This window comes from Streptomyces europaeiscabiei (assembly GCF_001550375.1).
GTDB classification, from domain to species: Bacteria; Actinomycetota; Actinomycetes; order Streptomycetales; family Streptomycetaceae; genus Streptomyces; species Streptomyces europaeiscabiei.
This window is the reverse complement of the sequence record NZ_LRTR01000631.1, coordinates 1-1,561: the sequence shown is the minus strand read 5'-3', so window position 1 is coordinate 1,561 and position 1,561 is coordinate 1. Positions and strand designations below refer to the sequence as shown.

The window sequence follows — 1,561 nt, the reverse complement described above, 5'->3', positions numbered from 1 at the left end:
ACGGCCGCCGCGGTCGCCGCGGTCAGCGGCCTGTACGCCCGTGACGCGCCGGTGCCCGCCGACCTGCTGGCGTTGCTGAGCGGCGCCGACCTGCCCTACGCGGACACCGACGCCACGGCGGACGACGCGGTGGCCTGCCACTGCAACAACGTCACCTTCCGCAGGCTGAAGGCCGCCTGGGCAGACGGGGCGCACGACAGCCAGGCACTGGCCCGGGCGACCCGGGCGACCACGGGGTGCGGCGGCTGCACCGCGGTCGTACGCCGGCTGTGCACGACGCTCGCCGCCGCCGGCGGTGCAGGGCCCGCAGACACCCACACAGCGGTGGACACCGCAGGAGGAGGAACCCCGTGACCACGCGCACGCTGGTCGTGGCCGGCCACGGAATGGCCGGCCACCGGCTGGTCGAGGAAATACTGGCCGGTGACCGGCACGGACAGTGGCGCATCGTCGTCCTGGCCGAGGAACCGCGGCCCGCCTACGACCGGGTGGCGCTGTCCACCCTCCTGGACGGCGCCCGCGCCGACGACCTCGCGCTGGCCGGCCCCGGCGTCCTGGACGACCCCCGCCTGCGGCTGCGCCTGAACACGAAGGTGACCGCCGTGGACCGCCGCAGCAGAAGGGTGACCTGCGCGGACGGAACCGGGTTCGGATACGACGCGCTGGTCCTGGCCACCGGGTCCCGGCCCTTCGTGCCCCCGGTCGCCGGACACGACCTGCCGGGGTGCTTCGTCTACCGGACGGTGCAGGACGTCGAGGCGATCCGCGCGGCCGCGGTGCCCGGCCGCCCGGCCGTGGTGGTCGGCGGCGGCCTGCTGGGACTGGAGGCCGCGGGCGGCCTGCGGCTGCTGGGCATGCGGCCCCATGTGGTGGAGTACGCCCCGTGGCTGATGGCCCAGCAGATCGACGAGGGCGGCGGCCGGGTCCTGGCCGCGGCGATCGACCGGCTCGGCGTGCGCGTGCACTGCTCGACCGCCGTCCACGCGGTCGCCACCGGCGCGGACGGCCGCGCCGACCGCGTCGAGCTGGACGACGGCACCGCCCTGGACACCGCGCTCGTCGTCTTCGCCGCCGGGGTACGCCCGCGCGACGAGGTCGACGCCCCCGGGCTCGTGCGCGGCGAGCGCGGCGGCTTCCTGGTGGACACGTGGTGCCGCACCGCCGACGAACGCATCTGGGCGATCGGCGAGTGCGCGGCCGTCGAGGGCCGCTGCCACGGCCTGGCCGCCCCCGGCTTCCGGATGGCCGAGACCGTCGCCCGCCAGCTCCTGGGCGTGCCGGGCGAGGCGTTCACCGGCGCCGACACCTCCGCGAGCCTGAAGCTCCTGGGCGTCGAGGTGGCCGGCTTCGGCGACGCCCACGCCCGCTCGCACGGGGCGATGGAGTACGTGCGCGACGACCGGCGGGCCGGCACCTACGCCAAGGTGGTCCTGGACGCCGACGGACGCACGGTCCTGGGCGGGGTCCTGGCCGGAGACACCCGCGCCTACCCGGAACTGCGGGCCCTGCTCGGCCGGCCGCTGCCGGCCTGCCCCGACGACCTGCTGGCCGCGCCGCCCGC

2 protein-coding genes are annotated in these 1,561 nt (G+C 77.0%); both read left to right on the top strand.

Annotated elements, in window-relative coordinates; all coding sequences use genetic code 11:
- Nucleotides 1–354: (2Fe-2S)-binding protein (locus AWZ10_RS31010; RefSeq protein ID WP_208618580.1), on the top strand; the 354-nt coding region annotated here is incomplete at its 5' end.
- Nucleotides 351–1,561 (top strand): FAD-dependent oxidoreductase (locus AWZ10_RS31005; protein ID WP_063809805.1); only part of this gene is annotated, 1,211 nt, incomplete at its 3' end. The genes AWZ10_RS31010 and AWZ10_RS31005, both read left to right, overlap by 4 nt.